Origin of the sequence: Weizmannia sp. FSL W8-0401, assembly GCF_038009125.1 — a bacterium.
Taxonomy (GTDB): Bacteria; Bacillota; Bacilli; order Bacillales; family Bacillaceae_C; genus Weizmannia; species Weizmannia coagulans.
The window spans coordinates 866,155-884,692 of the sequence record NZ_JBBPAG010000001.1 but is presented as its reverse complement, the minus strand read 5'-3'; the positions used below and the strand labels follow the sequence as shown (position 1 = coordinate 884,692).

Sequence of the window (18,538 nt, the reverse complement as noted above, 5' to 3'; positions counted from 1 at the left end):
CGGTTGACTGCGAAATGGCCCGGATGGCGCGGAACAGACATAAAAAACCGCACTCCCTGACAACAGGGAGTGCGGTTTTTTTATCTTATTCATGCAAACATCTGTAGAATGTTTCCATGGCGGCTTTGTTATACGCCTGATAATGAAATTTTTCAAATTCCGGATGCTGGTGGGTGATCATGGCTTCCAACCCTGATTTTAACCCGTTAATGCTGTCTTCCACAAGCAGCCCGTATTTGCCGTCTTCAAGAACAGTACGATTTGCGACAATATCTGTTGCCACGATTTTCATGCCGAGCGTTAGCGCTTCAAGCAGCACCATCGGCTGGCCCTCATAATGTGATGACAGGACAAAGCAATCGCATTTTTTCATAAAAGGAAAAGGATTATCAAGCTGGCCCATTAGGAAAACAGAATCGCTTACGCCAAGTTCCAGAATCAGCGCCTGCAACTCGGTTTTTAAAGGCCCCTGCCCGAGAATATAGAGTTTGCTTTTCGGATGGTTTTTATGAAAATCGGCAAACGCTGAAATTAAATTGGCCTGCGCTTTTTCCGGAGAAAGCCTGCCCATGTTGACAAAATTGTAATGGCTGCTGTCCGGTTCCGGGATATACTGGCCATTTACTTCGTATCCGTAAGCATGCTCTACAAAGACGTTCCGCATGTTGATCCAGCCAATTTCAGGCCCGTCCGCTTGCAGAATGCGGCCATAAGTCCCGGACGGGGTGGTCACTTCCCTGTCTATTGTAAAGGTTGCATCTCCCTGCAGCATATCGGGAAGACCTTTCTTTTCTGCACCTTCCATCCCATATGGTTTGGACCAGATCACCGCATTTTTCTCATCCGGCAATACCCTGGCGATTTTTAAAACTTCAATGTCAGAGACGACAGTTGAGCGTTTCAACGGGCTTAATGCGCTTGTATGAATCCAGCCGATTTTATTGTTTTTTAAATAAATGAGCGCGTAAACGCCCTGTTTTGTTTTTGCCAATTTCTTTACAGTTACAATCGCATCTTTATAGTTTGAAACTTCTTCTATCATCCTGGCCTTATAATTCGGATACGGCTTGTCCCATATCGGTTCATTCGCTGAACCGGCCACTTTATAATATTTAGGCTTGCGGAGGTCAATTAGCCTGCGTGTCCGGCCGTCAAGATGGTTTAAAAACTCTCTTTTACTGTAATTTAGCGTTTGAATCAACTTTCTTAAAACAAGTATCTTGACCTTGCTGAAAATTCCCGTTTCCGGTCCAATCGTACACCGTCTAAAAATTGCAAGGCCTTTTTTATTAATCCAGCCGATCGTTTCTTTCTTTACAGAGAACCGGTAATAAGTTGAATGTTGTGTCTTGATTACCTGATCAATGGAAATCACGCAGTTTTTAAAATCAGAACTTGAAGTAATTTTTCTTGCTCCAGGTAATTTAAAAGGTTTACTCCATATCGCAATATTATTTGTTTCAATTATCCGTGCAAGCTTATTTACTTTTTTCTCTGCAATTATACTGTCAGGAAGAAGGGTTACTGCCTTTTTATGAATCCAACCAATTTCTTTGCCTTCGTAATGGAATCGGTAATACAATGCGTGTTTCACTGTTGATTTGGCTGTAATTAAAACCTCGGCATCCGCCATATCATTGGACAAAGATACTTGTGTTGCGCCTTCAACGGAAGGAAGCACCCGCCAGACCGAAAAATCATTAACGTTGCTGAGGAGCGCCCGTGCCTTAAACTTGGTAATTTTAGGCTCATCCGATTTTTCTTCTTCTACATAAAGAATTCTGTCCGGATTAATGGAATTCAGGACGTAATCAAATTGATTATCATTTGCATACCGGCTTAAATTTTTCCGGTTGACTTCCATTGTCCCTTTGGAGACGCTGACCAGCTTATCAAATCTGTAATACAGCGTAAACAAGCCTCTCAGGTTGATTCTGTGCGGGTGTTTCCCGTTGATTTCGCGTTCACTGTCTGAAAGCAGGTCGTTATGCATAAAGCAGATTTTTCTTTTCGCATCTGCAACGACCAGATACTTTGCCCAATAGTAACTGTATCCGCTGAAATCGATAATATAATCAAAATGGCTGTTACCAAACAATCTCGTATGTTCCCTGATGTAAGCATGTTCTGGAAAAATCTTTTTCCCGAGATTCCCACGTATGCCCCGGTTATATGTATATCTATCACGGTATACTTCGAATATGCGGTAAAGCGGTACGCCCGGTTTAAAGATCAGGCGCACATTTTTATTGATTTTGTAAATATTATTCAGGACTTCTTTCGATTTTGGCTCACCGGTAAAACAGCTGACATCGTATTTTTCAAAGTCAATGTTGTTCATTAAGTTCAGAAAGGAGGTAGTAATCCCGTTATTTCGCATGCCCCCCGGATAAATCAGTATTCGTTCCTTTTTAACCGGCACTGCATTGACAATATGAAGGGGCAAAGGAGCTTGGTCGAAAATATACTGTACAATCCTTTCCGTCACTTTTCCATCTTCATGGTTGGTAAAACGGTTGCGGAGGTTTTGATAATTTAGAGCATATTTTTGGGATACCGTTTCGATGTTTTGAATAGCCTCAATCAATTGCTCGACGCTAAACAAGAGCGGGCCGGGCAAATCTTCATTTTTGAGATATTGTCCTCTTTCCTCGCTGTATACATCATAATCCCATGTATAAAATAATATGGGTTTTCCTGTGACTAGGTAATCGAAAAAGATACTTGAGTAATCCGTAATTAAAAGATCTGTTGCAGCAAGCAGTTCATTCGTGTCCATATAGTCAGGAACAAGCCGGCTTTGCAATTCAGGATATTTGGCTGCCTGCGGGTATAAAAACGGATGGACTTTTACGAGAACATTGTATTCATTTCCTGCCTCTTTTTCGACTCTGTCCATGTCAGAGATGATTTGCATCACATCGTTATTGGCCTTAGAAACACTTTTTCCTTTCCACGTCGGCGCGTAAAGGAGGTTCTTTTTATTGAAATCAACGGTTAATCCGGCGTCTTTTAACGCATTTTTTATGGTATCCGGATTTGTATGGAAGGTTAAATCAATTCTCGGATACCCTTCTTCGATAATTTTTCCGTCATACAGCCCTTCAAGCTTATAACTGTCCAGATACATTTTGGTCGTATGTTCATTCGGGCTCAACAAATAGTCGGCACTCAGGAAATTTCTTAGCACGTTTTGCGACTGGGCCGGATTGCCCGGAATGTCAAAGCCCATGCTTTTCAATGGCGTGCCGTGCCACGTATTGATATAAACCTGACCTTTTTTCGGAGCGTAAAAAGATTGGAATGTTGAATTATTAATTAAATACGCACATGAGGCCAATTCCTTTAAATATTCCCTGGAATTACGCTGCACAAATTTAACGTTTGGATATTTTTTGTATTTGTCTATAACCGGCTGGAGCGATTGAAAATCCTGGATTGACCAAATATGGTTGTAATGTTGATAAGCGGGATTGTCAACCATATATTTAAAAATCGCATAAGGGCTGTCTGTCATACTTTTTCCGTCGCGGCTTTCGTAAAGAATGGTGTTTGGTTTTATCCGCAACTGGTCATAAAATTTTGCATATTGATTGGCACGCCGGTGGTTATCTTTTATGAGATATCGTATAATTGGCCCTGCTATAAACCTTAATCCTCGTTTTAAATCACTTTTGTTCAACTGACGATGTCTCCTTTCAAAGAGATCTTCTGCAGCAAGTAGAACAATGCTCCCCTTAAAATTTTATACCATATATATATTTATTTCCAAACGTACGTGAAAATTAATGGGGATTCATCAAAAAAGTATTCACCAAATTCTTTTCAAATAAAAATTTATACAGAAAAATAGCCCGGATTAAGATATCATTACCCGGGCATTTAACATGATTTATGATTTAAACATTACATTAAATATTTGCTCGCTTGCGTTTCCTTTATCGTACTGATTAAACATTTTTCTAAATGTATCAAGTTTTTCCCCGTATTTCGATCGGAATTCCTTCAAATTTAGAATTTCATCAATTAATTCATCATTTGTTAAACATACGGGTCCAGGCGCCTTTTCAATTAAGTCGAAATACATACCTCTCAGGTTGTCTCGATACATCTCCAGGTCATATGTGAAAAAGATCATTGGCCGGTCTAAAATCGCATAATCAAACATAACAGAAGAATAATCTGTAATTAACACATCGGATATTAAATACAGATCGCGTATATCATTATAACTAGACAGATCGTACAAGAAACCCTTAACTTCTTCCTCGTCAGGTAAATTTACTGCGTTTGCCACATAATGATGGAATTTTACCAGAAGAATGTATTCTTTGCTCAGTTGTTCTTTAAGCCGCAAAATATCCAATTCCAATTTAAATTTATTTCGAACCCTCCAGGTTGGTGCATAGAAGATGACTTTTTTGTCTGAAGGTATCCCAAGCGTGCTTTTTATCTCATTAATTCTTTCCGGCGTATTCTCATTAAACAGCTTATCATTTCTCGGATATCCGGAATTTAACACTTTGGCACGGTGTGCAAAGGCTTTTTCAGCGATATTGGCTACATAGTCACTTGGAACACATAAATAATCCCATCTCCTGTTTTTCTCTAAAAATTTTTCCATGTTCTTCCCAGGTTTTATTTCTCCTGGTGCATCGAGACCCAAAGTTTTTAATGGCGTTCCATGCATAGTCTGCAATTCTACTGCACCTTTTCGTTTTTGGTAAAAATCAGGAAAGTTAACATTGTTTACAAAATACTTGGCCCTTGCCATGTAATAGAAATATTTTAAAGAATGCATTCGGACCTTTTTCCCTTTTCCTTCTATATGCGTCAGAGGATTTTTTAGACTCCATACGGTCTCAAATTCCGGATAATGTTTGTCGATATATTCATATAATGCTCTTGGATTACATTCGTAATTTTTACCCCAATAACTTTCAAATATAATGGTTTTCTTTTTCAAAGGCAAGAGTCTTGCGAGCGGATAAAATATAGTCCGAAGTGCTTCTCTACGAAGCGCTCCCTTATCAAACCAACTCCATGTCGGTTTAATACTCAAACTTAGCGTACTATCCGTATTAAACTGATAAACCTTACGATCAATTGTTGCGGATTCAGTTTTTTTAACATTATCTGTGTAAATGACGAATTGCTCGGGCAGTGGCTTATCCTGAACGATTTTCAAATCAAACTTATCATGAATAAAAGTTTTTTCATTAAAGTCTTTTAACAGGTCAATATCAACTTGTAGTGAAGGAGTGTTCTCTTCATTTTGGCTCCATCTGGCAATGAAATTATGGCGTTCACTGTTATCTTTGGATGCAAACTGGATTTTAATGTCACTTACGGGTTCCTTCCAATGGATAGGTGGGGCAATGGATAATGAGACGTGACCTTCCGATAGCGTGATTTCCTGTAAATGTCCCCCATATTCCCGCGCTGAAAGGGTAAAGGAGCCGTCATGATTTGCGTGTGTTTTTAACTCTGCAAATCCAAGGTCCATTGGTTCAAATACGTTTTCTTTCATTATTAATAATGGCCGCTCCGAATCTCCGGTTAAAATGAGCGCCTTCCACTTATGGCCATAATTTTCTTCAGCTTGTAATGCTTCCACAGGAATACTGCATGTGAATTTACCTTGCTCAAAATAAACCGGATAATTTTGCCTTTCTCCAGTCCGCATGTTTCTTAGTATAAGCTCGTCTGGTTTCACTCCATCAGCCATACAAGTTAAATGAATGAGCCGATTATCTACTCTAACGTCTGTCACCTGGTATTCTATTTTTTCCTTGTGGATAATAAAATCCCAAGCCCCATTATAATGGGCGTACATCATTGTGGTTTCATTATTTGTATACCTTGGTCTTGGGTTTTTACCCTTTGCTGGCGAACCAACCCGGAATTCTCTTCTAATACCGCCAGCAGTTAAAATCGTTTGCACATAATATTGGCCTTCGGGCAGATCATTAAAAGGCGCTACATTAAAATTGATAGATAATTCAAACCCAGACCAGTCATAGTTAAACACTCTTTTTAGAGGACGAAATTTTTGATTGGCAGGAACACCGAATTTATAGGTACTGTTAGGGCGTTTAAAAATTTTTGTGTCCTGAATAGGTAAACGATCATCCGTTTCCTCATTGCATAAAAAGAATTCCATTGTAACATCTTTTTTGCGCGGGATATCCATTTTTTCGATAAAACAGTACCCTTTAATTTTTAATGTCATTTCTTCCCATTGTGCCTTGACCGTTCTTCGTTTCACTTTAAGATTATCATCAATTAACAAATAAGACTCAGGAACTAAATCTTTGTAAGGATAGTTTATATAATAGTGCCCGTTCTTTTTTATTAATTTACATTTTTTTAATTCACCATTTTGCTGAAGTTTTAGTAAATCTAAAAGTTTGTGGACATCCTTCTGTTTCACAAAATAATATTTCATCCGGTCTACAGGCCATAATTTGCTTATACTGATTTCATGCACAGTCTCCAAATAGCGTGAGACTTCATCTATATATTTTGAGATAAATGTGTCGTCAGCCTCAGTCAGTTTATTTAAATAAACTTTCAAATCAATGTTTAGGATTTTAAAGTCCTTTTCTTCTTTCAGTTCTCCTTCTATATGGTTTTCTTCAAAAAATTGGTTGAGCATCTCCACTGCCTTGAATCGGTCAATTAAATTGTTTATATCCGTCCTGCTCTGTGTAATAGACTGATCTCCCAGATCCCTTGATCTCCAGTAGTAAATAATATCATCCAAAACATCAACAGAATTCGCTAAATAGTGAGCGGGGAACGTAACGGGAATATCTTCATAAAGCATTCCCTCTGGAAATTTAAAATTATTGTTCATCCAAAATGATCTTCGGTATAATTTGTTCCAAGCTGTTGTATCATATATCAGTTCGTGATCCCTGGTAATATGAGCTTTTAACTTTGTTTTAAAGAAAACCTTCTGGTGCAGTGAGGAAGCATATCGTTTTTGGGAATTAAATCGCATTACATTTCCTATGGCCATGTCAGAACCCGTCTGTTTAACGGTTTTGTACATTTTTTCATAGGCTTCTTTGTCCACTACATCATCTGAATCAACAAAAGCAATATATTCCCCTCGCGAATGCTCAACTCCATAATTGCGTGCTTGTCCTAAACCGCCGTTGGGTTTATCGTACGCAAAAAAATTATTATATTGTTCAGCATAGCGGTGCATAATTTTTCCACTGTTATCTGTCGAACCATCATTCACCATGATGACTTCAATGTCCGTAAAAGTTTGTTGAACGAGGGAGTCTAAACATTCTTCCAGATATTGCTGTACATTGTAAATTGGAACTATTACACTGATTTTTGGCGCATCCATAGAATAAAAAACCTCTTTCTGTATTGTATCTTTCCGAATGAGGGATATATTATATTCTTTTAAGATAAATAAAATTTTCACAAAAGATCGGATCGGATGAAATGCACAATCCATCCGTAATTATAATCGAAATGCCATCCACTCTGCAACAACGTTATTTTTCCAGCCGGGCACCCCGTTTTACAACCATTCGTTCAAAAAAGGGGATTATTTGCTTTTTTGTTTATAAAGCAGATAATCATATGGTTTGCCCTCTACAATTTGGAATTGCTTTTTGATCAATCTGTAGTTTTGCTCCAAATATGGAACATGGAGGGGCCTTAAATTCAAACGCGATTTCCTTATGACCACAAACTTCACCTTTTTTTCCATAATATAACGATTTTGTGCTTGCATGTTTTCCGGATAAACTTTTGGGTCTATATTCTGCTTTTCAAAATATTTTACATTGGGAACTAGGTTTGCCGCCAAGTAAAAGCCGCCGTCCAAATCCCCGTAATTAAGCAGAGTTGGATTAGCTGTTTGATTGATCACTTTTGCAAAGGTCTGCTGAGCCGGTGGGAAACGAACAAAGAACTTGGATTCTTTAATATTTGAATTATATCCAAAACACAGAAGCAGGGACAAAAAAGCAGTCACAAATACTACATCCCAATTGACATGATTCAACACATTATAATCAAACTTTTCATAGGTGGATTGTAGATAATAGGCGATTGATATTAGTCCAAACATGATTATCGGAACGATGATTAAATAATAATAAGGATAGCTCCTTCCGCCAATATACACCCCTAAAATAAGAAATGAAATCATGCTTGTCAGCAAATATTTTTGCATTTTGTTAACAAAAAATTTGCGGGTAAACAAAAAGTCAATAATTCCAATCATCATAATAAGTTTCATTTCCCAATTTCGGTTAAAAAACTCCCCAAATAATACTGCACAGTTAATTAACTTTCCAATAAAAGACAATTGAGACGAATACATAAAAAGGTTGAATTTTAAATAAACATTGATTAAATCTGAGATTGCGTGATGTAACCCAAAATAGCAAAGCCACGGGACACAAGATAGGAATAGCCCTGTGATTGTGAATAATACAGCCCGTACTTCATCCTTCCATTTCTTTTGCACGGTAAAAATAATGAACAAAGCAAAATAAAAGCCAATCCAGGCTCCTAACAAGGTAAACTTTATCCAAAAAACACACCCTGCCATGAAACCGTTGATTAAATAAACCAACCATGAAAACGTAAAATCCGATTCTTTTTTCAAATGATTTAGCACAAGATAGAAAAAGATAATTAAAAATGGGGTTGCAAACTCTTCTGCGCTATCCCCAAAACGAAAAGAGTTAGAGTTGAGGAAAAAAATCGGAAAAATTACTGCAACCAGCATAGATGGAAGCCGTTTTAAATATAGATTTGAAATTTTTTGGATAAATATCAAATTGATAAACATTGCGGCGCTTTCCAAACAATATACACCTAAAAAAGTTTTGGGTGAAATGGTGTAAGCTATAGCATGCAGAGCGTATAATAAAGGGCCTTTTTGTTCAAAAAGATCACGATACGGCACCAGCCCGTTTGCCATCCCTTTCCCGACCGTAAAAAATGCGTTGGCATCTACCCATTCATTGATCGCAAAAAGAGGGGAAGACTCAGTAAAAAACAACATAAGCACAAAAGCATATAAAAATAAAAAAACTGCTATATAAAGTGAGAATTTTTCTCTTTTAAACGCAATCTCCCTTTTCATAAAGTACGAGCCCCTTCATGCAACATGGTAATTATTTTTTTATAAACATGCACTTACGAGTAACAAATGTAAGTTCCCTTTTCAAGGGGGAAATAAAGGCATCAGTCTGTTGACCCGGCACGATTATAACATCCCGAATGATGCACCTTGATAGATTCCTATTCCTATACCGCCCAGAAAGCTTTCAAACATAATCTGTTTTTTTGGCAGCAATTTCTTGATTACCAGCATAACCAAAAAGCAAACAAACAGCGCTACGTATTTCAAAGTCTCTATCATGCATAAAATTTCCACAGAAACATGGCTAATTAGGGCTTGCTGAACGAATCCGATTATGGCTTGTATCTGATTTGTCAGCAAGCTCTACCTCAATATCATAGGAGAATGCATCTGCGAAAATGCTTTATTCTGTCCTCTCTGTATGTTGAATCAGCTTTAGAGTGCAAAGTTTTTCCTGCATTTTTTATAAAACCCTTGCATTTAAAGTTCGGCCAAAGCTGTCAGTATCCTTACCAAGTCTAGGACTTTTGCTTATTCAGCAAGCCCTAATTAAGCGCTGTATTTTTAGCATGGACGCCATCATATATTTTTAAATCATTCATTAGAAATCCATACCGCAACGAACGCGGCACCAGCGGAGGAATAAAAATGGACAAGCGCAAATTAAAAAAATAAATTCAATGATGGACCGGATATGAAGTTCCTACTTGCCTTTCTTTATACGTATTTTTTTCAATCGTATATCTTGGACGTCTTTTTGTTTCCTTGAATATTTTCCCAATATATTCCCCAATAATCCCGATCGCAAGCAGTTGGACACCTCCAACAAGCCAGACAGATAGCATAAGAGAAGTCCATCCGCTAATGGTATAAGAAAAAATCTTTGCGCATAATGTATAAATTGCAATCACTATCCCAACAAATACAAGAACAAACCCGAGAAACGTGACAAAACGCACAGGTGCGATACTGAAGGATGTAATCCCGTCAAATGCGAATGCCAGCATCTTTTTTAATGGATATTTTGACTCTCCTGCAAATCTTTCTTTACGATCATAGTAAACCTTTGCCGACTTAAACCCTAAAAGTGGTATGATACCTCTGATAAAAATATTCTCTTCCTGATACTTAACAAACTCATCCAAAGCTCTCTTGCTCAGAAGCCTGTAATCTGCATGGTTCGGAACCAGGTTTACGCCTAATTTCCCCATCAACTTGTAATAAAAAAGGGCTGTATTTCTTTTGAAAAAAGTGTCGGTGTCCCTTTTATCCCTTACTCCATATACAATTTCATAGCCTTCATTAAACTTGTCTATAAACATTTCGATAGCATCCACATCATCCTGCAAATCCGCATCGATGGAAATGACACAATCCGAAAAATCTCTCGCTGTCTCTAATCCTGCTATTAAGGCTCCCTGGTGGCCGAAATTTCGGCTTAACTTTAACCCTTGTACGTAAGAATTTATATCCGTCAATTTTTCAATAATCTCCCAAGTGCTATCCTTGCTTCCATCATCAACATAAAAAATCATACTTTTACTGCTTATTTTGTTTTTTACAACTAATTTATCCAATACTCTTGTTAATTCTTGTGTTGTTTTCTCAAGTACAAGCTCTTCGTTATAACAAGGAACCACAATTGTTAGCATCGGCAAATTATTACTCATACTTTACACTCCTATTAGTGAAGACAAAATTTCCAACTATATAATATGAAAGATACATTGCCTCTCTGTTGCCTATTGAGAAAAATAGTAAACATGCAAAAGCCATATTAAAAATATCAAAGATACTTTTATCTGGAAATTCCTGCCCTCTACGTAAAAAAATATAAACTCAGCCACATCCCGGCCTGAATTCCAGTTTAAACAGATATCCCAAACAGGTGAGCTCCGGCCATATTCGCCCGCTTCTCATACTCCCGCAAACTCACCCATACATTCTTCCCTTTTTTTCGTCCTGTTCACGCAAATACTGTACCAGATCGCGGCTGGAGTGGCCGGCAGAGTATGTATTCCAGGTTCTTGAGAATGCTTCTATACTTCCCGTATCAAAAGAACCAGTTTTAATCAAATCAATAATTTCTGCCGTCGTACAGGCAATCGGCCCGGGGACAAGCCGGTCATACGGTTCCCACAACCCCCGTGTAGCCTGATAGCTTTCCAGATCATACGGATAAAAGATCATCGGGCGGCCTAACAGGGAAAACTCAAAAGGGACAGAAGAATAATCCGTGATCAAATAATCTGTAACCAGCAATAATTCGTTGATGTTCATATCATGGGGGCAGTCCACCACAAAATCAGGATACTGCAGCAGCCCTGCCCCTTTGTTTACAGCCGGATGAAATTTCACCGCAAAAATATACTCATCCTTCAGTTCATCATAAAGCCGGCCCCAATCAAGCGGCACTTCAAACTGGTCCGGATGCGGGTCCCTGAAAGTCGGGGCATACAAGATCACTTTTTTCTTTTGAAAGGCAGGATACTGTTTGTACAGCTTCTTCTTTATGTCCCGGATCCTGTTTTGGTCAAAAAAAAGATCGGTCCGTGGTATGCCTGTGCAAAGAAAATTTTCAGGAGGAAGCCCGAAAGCCCTCATAAAAATATGCTTCATTTTTTCAGACCCCACCACTACCCGGTCAAAATGGGCATACACTTTTTTAAACCGCTTCAATGCACGCTTGCCCCTCGTGCGGATCGTTTTGTCTTCAAGGCCGAATGTTTTAACGGCCCCTGCTGCATGCCAGAGCTGGATGCATTCCACCCCTTTTTTAAACCGGGCGGCAGCCAGGAAACCATAATAGTTATCAACAATCACAAATTTCGATGTCGCAATGTTGTATAGGCTGCGGATAAAATGCTGCAAATTTTTCATTTCAAACAGAAATACCTTCTCTTGCCGGACGGTTTCCGCAACACGGCGATAGCAGGAAGAAGTACAAACGAACACTGTCTGAAAAGAAACGGGATGCTTTTTCAATTCCTCATACACATATAAACTGTTCTGCTCAAATGAGACGACAAATGTGATTTTCCTTTTTAAAGGAAAAATTTTACATAGTGTAAAAAGTACGCGAAAAAGCAGTAAGTATAAGGAAATGAACAGTTCCCTAACCATTTTTCACAGAAAAGAGGTCCTTCTTAATTTTTGACGTAGAGATGCCGACCGTCCGCGGCAGGTAAACCACTTCGCAATAATCCTTCAGGAAATCAAATTTGCCCTTCCAGTCATCGCCCATGACGAAAACATCGACATTGTATTTTTTGATATCGTCTATTTTTTGTTCCCAAGAATGTTCCGGAATGACCTGGTCAACGTAACGGATCGCTTCCAGAATTAATTTCCGGTTTTCATAGCTGTGGTACGATTTTTTATTTTTGATTTCGTTAAATTCATCCGATGAAAGGCCGACGATTAAATAGTCGCCTAATGCTCTTGCGCGTTTCAGTAAATTGATATGCCCCCAATGGAGAAGGTCAAATGTTCCGTATGTGATTACTTTTTTCATACAGTTCTCTCCCTGCTAAATGTAATAGGCAACATTCCTGCACAATGCGACACTTTTCATTATTTTTCCCTAATCTTTACTCATTATATGTCTATTTCAAGCAGAATTCAAATACTTCTTCAAGAAGCGGGCGCCGGGTTTTCCCCTATGTACAAGTGGCCCTCCCTCAAGCGGGGAGGAACGCCAACAGTTAGCACGCCGGTTTTCCGTTTAATAGAAAAAATTGCCAAAAGACTCCGTACAGCCCGCATTCTGTTATTCACCCGGCGGGGCAGGAGGCGAAAAAACGGTAAACATGCCTCAGCGCGCCAGTTTTTCTACTTCTTTTTCCATTCTTTCCCGGTCGCGTTCCAACACCGGCTTCAAATATTTTCCGGTGTAGGAGGTTGGATGTTCCGCGACTTTTTCCGGCGTGCCGGTGGCAACAACAGTTCCGCCGCCGTCCCCGCCTTCCGGGCCGAGGTCAATGATATAGTCGGCGGTTTTGATGACATCGAGGTTATGCTCGATCACAAGCACCGTATCGCCGTTTTCCACCAGCCGCTGCAGCACATCGAGAAGTTTGGCAATATCATGGACGTGAAGGCCGGTTGTCGGTTCATCCAAAATATAGAAAGAACGCCCAGTCGAACGCCGATGCAGTTCAGATGCGAGTTTCACGCGCTGCGCTTCGCCGCCGGACAGAGTTGTTGCCGGCTGACCGAGCTTGACGTAACCAAGGCCGACATCCGCAATGGTCTGCAGTTTCCGCCTGATTTTCGGAATGTTTTCGAAAAAGGAAATCGCATCTTCCACCGTCATATCGAGTACATCAGCAATATTTTTGCCTTTGTATTGAACTTCGAGCGTTTCGCGGTTGTACCGTTTGCCGTGGCACACTTCACACGGTACGTACACATCCGGCAAAAAGTGCATTTCAATTTTGATAATCCCGTCGCCGTGGCAGGCTTCACACCGGCCACCCTTAACGTTAAAGCTGAACCGCCCCTTTTTATAGCCGCGGATTTTTGCTTCGTTCGTGGAAGCAAACACGTCGCGGATATCATCGAACACGCCGGTATAGGTCGCCGGGTTGGACCGCGGCGTCCTGCCGATCGGGGACTGGTCGATGTCAATGACTTTGTCGAGATGTTCAATACCCTTGATTTCTTTGTAAGCGCCCGGTTTTGCTTTTGCACGCTGCAATTTTTGGGCAAGCGCCTTATGCAAAATTTCATTGACAAGCGTGCTCTTTCCGGAGCCGGAGACGCCGGTTACGGCAATAAACAGACCGAGCGGGAATTTTACATTGATGTTTTTTAAATTATTTTCTTTCGCGCCCCTGATTTCAACAAAACGGCCGTCCCCTTTCCGCCGTTTAGGCGGGAGCGGGATAAATTTCTTTCCGGATAAATACTGGCCGGTGAGTGAATCCGGATTTTTCATCACCTCGCGCGGCGTGCCGGCAGCAACAACCTTTCCGCCATGGACGCCTGCTCCCGGGCCGATGTCAATCAAGTAGTCTGCGGCAAGCATGGTATCTTCGTCGTGTTCGACAACAATAAGCGTGTTGCCGATATCGGCCATTTGCCTGAGCGTTGCAATCAGACGGTCATTGTCGCGCTGATGGAGGCCGATCGACGGTTCATCAAGAATGTATAAAACGCCTGTAAGCCTCGATCCGATCTGCGTCGCAAGCCGGATGCGCTGGGCTTCGCCGCCGGAGAGCGTGCCGGCAGAACGGCTCAGCGTCAAATAATCGAGGCCGACATTGACGAGGAAACCGAGCCGGGATTCGATTTCGCGCAGGATCAGCCGGGCGATCGCCTGCTCTTTTTCCGTCAATTCGAGATGGGCAAAAAAGGAGCGGGCTTCCGCAATCGAGTAATCCGTCACTTCACTGATATGTTTCCCGCCCACTTTCACAGCAAGGCTTTCCGGTTTCAGGCGGTAGCCTTTGCATTTCGGGCATGGCTGCTGGGCCATATATCTTTCCATCTGCTCGCGCGTAAAGTCGGAACTGGTTTCGCGGTAACGGCGTTCAATATTGTTCAGTACGCCTTCGAATTGGATCATATTGTCACGCACCTGGCCGAAATCATTTTCATAATGGAAATAAATCCGTTCGTTGCCGGATCCGTATAAAATAATCTCCATCTGATGCTTCGGCAAATCTTTGACAGGCGTGTCCATGTCAATGCCAAAATGCGCGCACACCGCTTTTAAGAGCTGCGGATAATATTGTGAGCTGATCGGTTCCCACGGAGCGATCGCGCCTTCATTGAGCGTAAGCGAGGCGTCCGGAATGACAAGGCTTGGATCCACTTCAAGCTTTGCACCTAGCCCGTCACATTCCGGGCAGGCGCCGAACGGGCTGTTGAACGAAAACATGCGCGGTTCCAGTTTATCGATGGAAAAGCCGCAGATCGGGCAAGCAAGATGCTCGCTGAACAGCAGTTCCTCTTCCCCGATCACATCAATTACCACGCGCCCGTCCGCCAATTTCAGCGCGGTTTCAAGCGAATCAGCCAGGCGGGGCTCAATTCCGTCTTTTATGACAATGCGGTCAACAACGATATCAATGGAATGTTTTTTGTTTTTGTCCAGCTCAATTTCTTCGCCGAGGTCGAGCATTTCCCCGTCAATGCGGACGCGGACGAAACCCTGTTTCTTAATATCATCCAGCAGTTTTACATGCCGGCCTTTTTTCCCCGATACCACCGGGGCAAGCACCTGGAGCCGTGTCCGTTCTGGGTATGCCATGATCCGGTCCACCATTTGTTCGACCGTCTGCGATGCAATTTCAATGCCGTGGTTCGGGCAGATCGGGTGGCCGATGCGGGCATACAGAAGCCGCAAATAATCATAAATTTCCGTCACCGTCCCGACGGTGGAACGCGGATTGCGGCTCGTTGTCTTCTGGTCGATGGAGATTGCCGGGGAAAGGCCTTCAATCGCATCCACATCCGGCTTGTCCATCTGCCCTAAAAATTGCCGAGCATAAGCGGACAGCGATTCAACATAGCGCCGCTGCCCTTCCGCATAAATCGTATCGAATGCGAGCGAAGATTTCCCGGACCCGGACAAACCCGTCAGCACAACAAGCTGGTCCCGCGGCAAGGTTACATCAATATTTTTTAAGTTATGGACGCGGGCCCCTTTTACTTCAATTTTATCTAATACCATTGTGGTCGTCACCTGCTTTCAGTTCTAAAAGGGCATCACGGTACCGGGCGGCCTGCTCGAAGTCAAGCGCTTTTGCCGCTTCTTTCATCTTTTCTTCCAGTTCTGCAATCATCCGTATGCGCTCTTCTTTTGTCAGCGGCTTTTTCGTTTCTTCCGCTTCATACGGCGCTGCATCTTCCGCCGCATAGGTCGCGTGGATCGTATCGCGGATATCTTTCTGGATCGTTTTCGGCGTGATGCCATGTTTTTTGTTATAGGCTTCCTGGATGGCACGGCGCCGTTTCGTTTCGCTGATCGCTTTTTCCATCGAATCCGTGATTCTGTCGGCGTACATGATCACTTTGCCGTTTGCATTCCGAGCGGCGCGGCCGATCGTCTGGATCAGCGAGCGTTCGGAACGCAGGAAGCCTTCCTTATCGGCATCGAGAATGGCAACAAGCGACACTTCCGGGATGTCCAGCCCTTCCCGGAGCAGGTTGATGCCGACGATACAATCATATTTGCCGAGACGGAGGTCGCGGATAATTTCAATCCGTTCAAGCGTTTTTACTTCAGAGTGGAGATACTGGACTTTAATGCCCACTTCTTTCAAGTAGTCCGTCAAATCTTCCGCCATTTTTTTTGTCAGTGTCGTGACAAGCACGCGCTCATTTTTCTCAATTCTGTCCTGGATTTCCCCGAGCAGGTCGTCGATTTGCCCTTCGATCGGCCGCACCTCAATTTCCGGATCCAAAAGGCCTGTCGGGCGGATAATTTGTTCCACCATTTTCGGCGTATGCTCGAGTTCATACGGCCCCGGCGTAGCGGATACGCAAATCATTTGCGAAATATGTTTTTCAAATTCCTCAAACCGGAGCGGCCGGTTGTCAAGCGCGGACGGCAGCCGGAACCCGTGGTCGACGAGCACCTGCTTGCGCGCCTGGTCCCCATTAAACATTCCCCTGATTTGCGGGAGCGTAACATGGGATTCGTCAATGACGAGCAGAAAATCTTTCGGGAAATAGTCCAGAAGCGTATACGGCGTCGAACCGGGCGGGCGCAGCGCCAAATGGCGGGAATAGTTTTCAATCCCGGAACAAAAGCCCATTTCCCGCATCATTTCCAGATCATAGCGCGTCCGCTGTTCGAGCCGTTGCGCTTCGAGCAGTTTGCCGTTATCGCGGAGCTCTTTCAGCCGTTCTTCGAGTTCCGCTTCAATATTCCGGATCGCAATCTGCAGTTTCTCATTGCGCGTAACGAAGTGGGAAGCCGGGAAAATCGCGACATGGTCGCGGTCACCGATAATCTCGCCGGTCAGCGCGTCGACTTCCCGGATCCGGTCAATTTCGTCGCCGAAAAATTCGACACGGATGCAGTGTTCATCGCGCGAAGCCGGGAAAATTTCGACGACATCGCCGCGCACACGGAACGTCCCGCGCTGGAAGTCAATATCATTGCGGGCATACTGGATATCGACAAGCCGCCGCAACAACTGGTTCCGCTCGATTTCCATCCCGGTCCGGAGCGAGACGACAAGCTCGCGGTATTCTTCCGGCGAACCTAAGCCGTAAATGCAGGAGACGCTCGCAATAATAATGACATCATTGCGCTCAAACAGGGCAGACGTTGCCGAGTGCCGCAGTTTGTCAATTTCATCGTTAATGCTTGCATCTTTTTCAATATACGTATCGGTTTGCGGCACGTACGCTTCCGGCTGGTAATAATCGTAATAACTGACGAAATACTCTACTGCATTGTTCGGGAAAAATTCCTTAAACTCGCTGTACAATTGCCCTGCCAGCGTTTTGTTGTGGGCAATGACAAGCGTCGGCTTATTCACTTCTTTAATCACATTCGAAACCGTAAACGTTTTTCCCGTTCCGGTTGCCCCGAGCAATGTCTGAATCTTTTTGCCTGCACGGATGCCGTCCACAAGCTGGCGGATCGCTTCCGGCTGGTCCCCCTCCGGCTTGTATTTCGAAACAAGTTCAAAAGCATGCTGTTCCATCCATGAGCCTCCTTAAACCGGCATCATCTATTTCAACCTTAAAAGGCCGTTCTTCGTCTTTCAGTCTTTTTATTTTAACATAAATCCTGCCCCGTCTCCAACAAAAAGCGAACAAGTTTTCTATCTTTCCATAAGAAAGAACGGTAAGGATTTTCCCTACCGCTTTCAGGAACGGATGGCCGTTATTTCACCGGGATTTCCAGGGCGTACCATTCTTCTTCAAGACGTGCATTTTGCCCTTCCCATATTTTCTTCGCATCCTCAATTCCCTTATTATAGTAGTGTGCCGCAAGCTTTTCCTGAAAAAAGTCAAAATACGCCTGTGCGGCAATCACGCCGATTTCTTCACCTGTCTGTTCCCAGACAAATTGCTGTATTTCCCGCAGAACCCGCTGCTTTTCCGCAGGGTCCATTTTGAATCCGGTCATGGGCGCCTCCGCCTTCATTTTTTCATTCCTTTTTTCATCTTTGCCTTCCGTATCATTGTATTAGCAAAATAAAACCCGATTGTCAATGAAGCTGCATCCACGATATATACCGGCCACGTGCGCGTATAGCCTTTATAAACGGAAGCGACAATGAGCGCAACCGTCAGTATCAGCCCAATCACTTGGTTAAACGTAACCCGCGAAAAAAAGATGACGAGAAAGCATGGAAAAACAGCGGCTACCACCAATTGAACGATCATCCTCACCCCACTCCAAGCCCTTACTTCTGCTATCCCTATTTTTTAACATTCCACCCG

At 42.5% G+C, this 18,538-nt stretch carries 10 protein-coding genes; all 10 read right to left on the bottom strand.

Features of this window, described 5'->3' with window-relative positions; genetic code table 11:
* Nucleotides 1–85 precede the first annotated feature (85 nt).
* The 10 genes from NSU00_RS04025 to NSU00_RS03980 all read right to left on the bottom strand — a co-directional run bounded on the left by NSU00_RS04025 (nucleotide 86) and on the right by NSU00_RS03980 (nucleotide 18,481).
* Complete coding sequence (locus NSU00_RS04025; protein ID WP_340703461.1) at nucleotides 86–3,682, bottom strand: CDP-glycerol glycerophosphotransferase family protein; 3,597 nt, start codon at nucleotides 3,680–3,682, stop codon at nucleotides 86–88.
* 210 nt (nucleotides 3,683–3,892) lie between these two features.
* Nucleotides 3,893–7,366 (bottom strand): bifunctional glycosyltransferase/CDP-glycerol:glycerophosphate glycerophosphotransferase, encoded by a 3,474-nt coding sequence (locus NSU00_RS04020; protein ID WP_340702401.1) that lies wholly within the window; start codon nucleotides 7,364–7,366, stop codon nucleotides 3,893–3,895.
* Nucleotides 7,367–7,573: 207 nt separating this feature from the next.
* Nucleotides 7,574–9,127 (bottom strand): hypothetical protein, encoded by a 1,554-nt coding sequence (locus NSU00_RS04015; protein ID WP_340703460.1) that lies wholly within the window; start codon nucleotides 9,125–9,127, stop codon nucleotides 7,574–7,576.
* Nucleotides 9,128–9,804: 677 nt separating this feature from the next.
* On the bottom strand, nucleotides 9,805–10,797 hold the full coding sequence (locus NSU00_RS04010) for a glycosyltransferase family 2 protein (RefSeq protein ID WP_061575689.1): 993 nt from the start codon (nucleotides 10,795–10,797) through the stop codon (nucleotides 9,805–9,807).
* Nucleotides 10,798–11,059: 262 nt separating this feature from the next.
* Complete coding sequence (locus NSU00_RS04005; RefSeq protein ID WP_328229197.1) at nucleotides 11,060–12,250, bottom strand: CDP-glycerol glycerophosphotransferase family protein; 1,191 nt, start codon at nucleotides 12,248–12,250, stop codon at nucleotides 11,060–11,062.
* On the bottom strand, nucleotides 12,243–12,641 hold the full coding sequence (tagD, locus tag NSU00_RS04000) for a glycerol-3-phosphate cytidylyltransferase (RefSeq protein ID WP_013858674.1): 399 nt from the start codon (nucleotides 12,639–12,641) through the stop codon (nucleotides 12,243–12,245). Before tagD ends, NSU00_RS04005 begins: the two co-directional genes overlap by 8 nt.
* Before the next feature lie 300 nt (nucleotides 12,642–12,941).
* Nucleotides 12,942–15,806, bottom strand: a complete 2,865-nt coding sequence (uvrA, locus tag NSU00_RS03995; protein WP_340703459.1) for an excinuclease ABC subunit UvrA — start codon at nucleotides 15,804–15,806, stop codon at nucleotides 12,942–12,944.
* Nucleotides 15,793–17,793, bottom strand: a complete 2,001-nt coding sequence (gene uvrB / locus NSU00_RS03990) for an excinuclease ABC subunit UvrB (protein WP_179234288.1) — start codon at nucleotides 17,791–17,793, stop codon at nucleotides 15,793–15,795. The genes uvrA and uvrB overlap by 14 nt, the downstream gene beginning before the upstream one ends.
* A 182-nt stretch (nucleotides 17,794–17,975) precedes the next feature.
* On the bottom strand, nucleotides 17,976–18,221 hold the full coding sequence (locus tag NSU00_RS03985) for a DUF2164 domain-containing protein (RefSeq protein ID WP_225620972.1): 246 nt from the start codon (nucleotides 18,219–18,221) through the stop codon (nucleotides 17,976–17,978).
* A 14-nt stretch (nucleotides 18,222–18,235) separates the two neighbouring features.
* Nucleotides 18,236–18,481, bottom strand: coding sequence for a CsbA family protein (locus NSU00_RS03980; protein ID WP_014095840.1), 246 nt, complete (start codon nucleotides 18,479–18,481; stop codon nucleotides 18,236–18,238).
* Nucleotides 18,482–18,538 lie beyond the last annotated feature (57 nt).